Raw genomic sequence first — 5,325 nt, 5'->3', positions numbered from 1 at the left:
CCGAAGGCCTACCCGGCAAAGATTTATCGAACATAGTCATGATAATCACCGTTCCTTCCGACACGGCTTACACAAACTATTTGACACCCCCCTTCGGCCCGACATCGGGCATGCCCTCGCGTGTGGCAGTAGCGAGGATGGGCAGCTGCGCAGCGAGCAGTTCCCGCATCGGCTCCGTCAAGCGCGCCTGCCCCCGAAGCCGATCCGCCAGCCCCTCGGTATCCGCGGGAATCTGACCGGCGAAGAGCGGGTTCAGTGGCGGCGCGCCCGCGCGCAACGACGCGTCCAGGAACCGTTCCAGTTTGTCGGCGTCCTCGCCCCTCAAGAACACCACCAGCATCCGCAACAGTCCGTGCACCACCCCGACCGGGTCTGCCGAGGTCTCCAGCAACCGCATCGCAGCCAGATGATCCCCCGCCCGTGCCTGCTGAAGCAGACCGATCGCCTCCAACCATGTGCCCTCTCGCAAGGTCTCCGCTGTCACTATGCACTCTCCTCTCGCAGCACGCTGCCACACACCCAACATTTAATGTTCGGCATGTCGTAGTTCAAAAAATGGGCGTGTCGTAGACAGAAGAATCACAACGATGTTATTACTAGATACGCCATCCCGAAACACGGGCAGGCACAACATGTAGTGGTTGGCGGCATCATGCGGCCGGCCCGCAACTGAGGAAGGATCGCTGTGCAGGCAACGCCAAAACCATCCCTGGATGCGCTTCCAGTGCGGGAGCTGGAGGGGACGCAGTCGCCGGACCTGGTGTTCTTCTCCAGCGTCTCGGAGAACACCCGACGGTTCGTGGAACACCTGGACCGGCCTGCCGTGCGTATCCCGCTGCGCCCGCGCCGGGAGGGGCTGATCCGGGTATCGCGCCCCTTCGTCCTCGTGGTGCCGACCTACGGCGGCGGGGAGCATTCAGGCGCCGTGCCCAAGCAGGTGATTCGCTTCCTGAACGACCCTGCCAACCGGGCGCTGATCCGCGGAGTGATCACCGCGGGGAACACGAACTTCGGCGAGCACTACTGCCTCGCCGGCCCCATCATCTCCGCGAAGTGCCATGTCCCGGAGCTGTACCGCTTCGAGCTGCTTGGCACGAGCCGCGACATCGACCAAGTGAACACCGGCCTGACCCGCTTCTGGGAACAGCGATCCGGTGAGCAGACACCCATCGAGAGGAAGACCGCATGACCACCACCACCCAGGAAGCCCCCGCCCGTACCGGCATCGGCGTGCGGAAGGACTACCACGCGCTGAACGCGCAACTGAACCTCTTCGCCCCCGACGGGTCGATCCAGTTCGATAAGGACCGCGAAGCGGCCGAGGAGTATCTGCGCCAGCATGTCGCCCCGAACACGAAGACCTTCCCGACCGTGACGGCGCGCCTTGACTGGCTGGTCGAGAACGACTACTACGAACGGGCGTTCCTGGAGGCGTACTCGCGCGACTTCCTCGTAGCCCTCCACGGGCGCGCCCACGGCGCCGGACACCGGTTTCAGACCTTCCTGGGGGCGTTCAAGTTCTTCACCTCCTACGCGCTGAAGACCTTCGACGGCACCACCTACCTGGAGGGCTTCCCTGAGCGCGTCACCGCCACCGCTTTGTTCCTCGGCCAGGGCGACGAAGCCCTCGCGAGCCGGCTGGTGGACGAGATGATGTCCGGCCGATTCCAGCCCGCGACCCCGACGTTCCTCAACGCCGGCAAGGCGCAGCGCGGCGAACTCGTCTCCTGCTTCCTGCTCCGGCTGGAGGACAACCTGGAATCCATCGGGCGGAGCGTGAACTCCGCCCTGCAACTGTCCAAGCGCGGCGGCGGCGTCGCCCTGCTGCTGACCAACCTGCGCGAGACCGGGGCGCCGATAAAGAAGATCCAAAACCAGGCCTCCGGGGTGGTGCCGGTGATGAAGATCCTGGAGGACTCCTTCTCCTACGCCAACCAGCTCGGTGCCCGCCAGGGTGCCGGAGCTGTCTACCTGCACGCGCACCACCCGGACATCCTGCGATTCCTCGACACCAAACGAGAGAACGCGGACGAGAAGATCCGTATCAAGACCCTCTCCCTCGGCGTGGTCATCCCCGACGTGACCTTCAAGCTCGCGAAGGAGAACCGCGAGATGCACCTGTTCAGCCCCTACGACGTGCAGCGCGAGTACGGCACAGCTTTGTCGGATCTATCGGTGAACGAGCACTACGACGACATGGTCGCCAACCCCCGCATCCGCAAGACCACCATCAGCGCCCGCGAGTTCTTCAAGACCCTCGCCGAGCTGCAGTTCGAGTCCGGCTACCCGTATGTGCTGTTCGAGGACACCGTCAACCGTGCCAACCCGCTTGAGGGATGGGTCAACATGTCGAACCTGTGCAGCGAGATCCTCCAGGTCAACACGCCTTCCCGCTACGACGCGGCGATCGGCTACGAGCAGATCGGACGAGACATCTCCTGCAACCTCGGCTCCCTCAACATCACCCAGGCGATGGCCTCACCCGACTTCGGTGCCACCGTCGAGACGGCGGTTCGGGCGCTGACCAGCGTCTCGGATCAGACCGACGTGGACGCCGTGCCCTCCGTCGCTGCTGGGAACGACGCCAGCCACGCGATCGGTCTCGGGCAGATGAATCTCCACGGCTACCTCGCCTCCCAGCGCATCCACTACGGCTCCGAAGAGGGCATCGACTTCACCGACATCTACTTCCTCACCGTCACTTACCACGCGATCCGTGCCTCCAACCAGCTCGCCATCGGACGCGGACAGACCTTCGCCGGGTTCGAGACCTCCTCCTACGCCGACGGCAGCTACTTCGACAAGTACACCGAACGCGACTGGCAGCCCGCCACCGCGCGGGTCCGGGAACTCTTCGCCGACGCGGGGATCCAGATCCCCACCCGCGAGGACTGGGCCACCCTTCGGGAGTCAGTCACCGCCCACGGCATCTACAACGCCTACCTCCAGGCGGTACCGCCGACCGGCTCCATCTCCTACGTGAACAACTCGACCGCGTCCATCCACCCGATCGCGGCGAAGATCGAGATCCGCAAGGAAGGCAAGCTCGGCCGCGTCTACTACCCGGCCCCGCACATGACCGGCGACAACCTCGAGTTCTACCAGGACGCCTACGAGATCGGCTACGAGAAGATCATCGACACTTACGCCGCCGCCACCCAGCACGTCGACCAGGGACTGTCATTGACGCTGTTCTTCCGCGACACCGCCACCACCCGAGACATCAACAAGGCGCAGATCCACGCCTGGCGGGCCGGCATCAAGAGCCTCTACTACATCCGGCTGCGCCAGCCCGCCTTGGAAGGCACCGAGATCGAGAACTGCGTCTCCTGCGCCCTCTGACCCCGCACCCGCACGCCTCCTGAAAGAAGCACCAATGACTCTCATCGACCCCCACCGCCCCCTCACCGACTTCTCCGTCACCCCGCCCGGCTACCGGCACGATCCCGCCGCCCGCCTGCGACCGATCAACTGGAACCGGGTCAGCGACGACAAGGACCTGGAGGTGTGGAACCGGCTCACCGCGAACTTCTGGCTCCCCGAGAAAGTGCCCCTCTCCAACGACATCCCCGCGTGGCAGAAGCTCACTGCAGAAGAGCGCACCCTGACCATGCGCGTGTTCACCGGGCTCACCATGCTCGACACCGTGCAGGCCACCGTCGGCGAGATCTGCCAGATCCAGGACGCGCGTACTGAGCACGAGGAAGCCGTCTACACCAACATCGCGTTCATGCAGTCCGTGCACGCCCGCTCCTACTCGTCCGTGTTCTCCACCCTGACCAGCACCCCGGAGATCGACGACGCCTACCGGTGGGCCGTCGGCAACGACCTGCTGCAAGAACGGTCGAAGAAAGTTCTCGTCCACTACTTCGGAGACGACCCCCTCAAACGCAAGGTGTCCTCCACGCTGCTGTCCTCGCTGTTGCTGTATGCGGGGTTCTACCTGCCGCTGCACTTCTCGGTCCATGCGACCCTGACGAACACGGCCGACATGATCCGCCTCATCCTGCGCGACAAGGCCGTGCACGGCTACTACTCCGGTTACAAGTACCAGCGCGGCCTGGAAACCCACACGAGGCAGGAACAAGCCGACATGCGCGAGTTCACCTACGCGCTCCTGGAAGAGCTCTACGAACTCGAACTCCACTACTCGGGCGAACTGTACGAACCGCTCGGACTCATGGACGATGTCGCCGTCTTCGTCCGCTATAACGCGAACAAAGCGCTCATGAACCTCGGCTATCCCGCTCGATTCGCGCCGGAAGAGACCGAGGTCAACCCCGAGATCCTCGCCGCCCTCGCCCCCGGCGCGGACGAGAACCACGACTTCTTCTCAGGCTCGGGCTCCTCCTACATCATCGGCAAAGCCGAAGACACCAGCGACGCCGACTGGGATTTCTGAGCCGACGCCCCACCCGCACATACCCGAATCAACGAAAGCGCGCCAGTGACCAAGAACATCTCCATCATCATCGGAAGCCTCAGACGCGGCTCCTACGCCCGAAAGATCGCCCACAACGTCATCGACTACTTCCCCGAAGACTACGACGCCCGCATCGTAGAGATCCGAGACCTTCCGCTCTACGACTTCGACTACGACGACCCCGAGGTCACCGACAGGCTCACCCCACCCGAGTACGCACGCTTCCGGGAAACGATCAAAGCCTCCGACGGCGTCCTATTCATCACCCCGGAGAACAACCGCACCATCCCCGCCTGCCTCAAGAACGCCATCGACATCGGCTCCAAACCCAACAGCGATGTCGCCTGGAAGCGCCTCCCCGCAGGAATCATCAGCCACTCCGTCGGCCGCATGGGCGGATACAGCTCGCAGAAGAACCTCCGCCTCGCACTGTCCTACTTCGACATGCCCACACCTGGTCAGCCGGAAGTTTTCCTCTCGCAGTCACCTACCCTGCTTGATGAGAACGACAAATTTGCGCAAGAGTCGACGGTCCGATTTCTTCAGGACTACATCATGCGCTTCCTCACCGTTGTAACCAACGCTGCGAGGGTTAGAGGGTCTGTCCGGTAAACGGTGTGTGGGATCCGGCGGTTTTCATTCGTGGGTGGTTTTCTCGAACCGTCCGGCGAAGGTGATCGCGAACGCGTTCAGCGCGGGCTTCCACCTCATCGCCCAGCGTGCCCTTCCGTCGCCAGTCGGGTCAAGCGACCGCGTGACGAGATACAGGCACTTGATCGCGGCGGCCTCATTCGGGAAGGGAGCCTGGCCGAGAGTGTCCGATTTTTTGTGTGCGGGGGTTTGGTTTACAAGTACTCCGTGAATCGGTCTGGGTATGCCACGGCTAGTTGGTTGATGGCTTG

General features: G+C 63.3%; 5 protein-coding genes and 1 pseudogene. 4 read left to right on the top strand and 2 right to left on the bottom strand.

Annotated elements, in window-relative coordinates; all coding sequences use genetic code 11:
- Positions 1 to 76: 76 nt before the first annotated feature.
- Complete coding sequence (locus tag BSZ39_RS12020; RefSeq protein ID WP_073717563.1) at positions 77 to 484, bottom strand: hypothetical protein; 408 nt, start codon at positions 482 to 484, stop codon at positions 77 to 79.
- Positions 485 to 724: 240 nt separating this feature from the next.
- Here BSZ39_RS12020 and nrdI point away from each other — a divergent pair, with 240 nt between their 5' ends.
- From nrdI to BSZ39_RS12000, 4 genes are read left to right on the top strand one after another with little or no spacing between them, the layout of a single operon-like run.
- Positions 725 to 1,189 carry a class Ib ribonucleoside-diphosphate reductase assembly flavoprotein NrdI gene (gene nrdI / locus BSZ39_RS12015; RefSeq protein ID WP_425425693.1) on the top strand — a complete coding sequence of 155 codons (465 nt, stop codon included), beginning with the start codon at positions 725 to 727 and terminating at the stop codon, positions 1,187 to 1,189.
- The gene (gene nrdE / locus BSZ39_RS12010) at positions 1,186 to 3,342 is read left to right on the top strand and encodes a class 1b ribonucleoside-diphosphate reductase subunit alpha (RefSeq protein ID WP_073717562.1); all 2,157 of its coding nucleotides are present in this window, start codon (positions 1,186 to 1,188) and stop codon (positions 3,340 to 3,342) included. The genes nrdI and nrdE overlap by 4 nt, the downstream gene beginning before the upstream one ends.
- 34 nt (positions 3,343 to 3,376) lie before the next feature.
- Positions 3,377 to 4,402, top strand: coding sequence for a class 1b ribonucleoside-diphosphate reductase subunit beta (gene nrdF, locus BSZ39_RS12005; protein ID WP_073717561.1), 1,026 nt, complete (start codon positions 3,377 to 3,379; stop codon positions 4,400 to 4,402).
- A gap of 45 nt (positions 4,403 to 4,447) precedes the next feature.
- Positions 4,448 to 5,035 (top strand): NADPH-dependent FMN reductase, encoded by a 588-nt coding sequence (locus BSZ39_RS12000; protein ID WP_073717560.1) that lies wholly within the window; start codon positions 4,448 to 4,450, stop codon positions 5,033 to 5,035.
- A 24-nt stretch (positions 5,036 to 5,059) separates the two neighbouring features.
- On the opposite strand, the pseudogene BSZ39_RS14720 reads toward BSZ39_RS12000, so the two are convergent.
- Positions 5,060 to 5,325, bottom strand: a pseudogene (locus BSZ39_RS14720) (hypothetical protein); the annotation flags it as partial.

The sequence above is a fragment of the Bowdeniella nasicola genome (assembly GCF_001907295.1).
Lineage (GTDB): Bacteria > Actinomycetota > Actinomycetes > Actinomycetales > Actinomycetaceae > Bowdeniella > Bowdeniella nasicola.
Note: the sequence above shows the minus strand (reverse complement) of the source record. Positions and strands in the feature narration are given on the sequence as shown.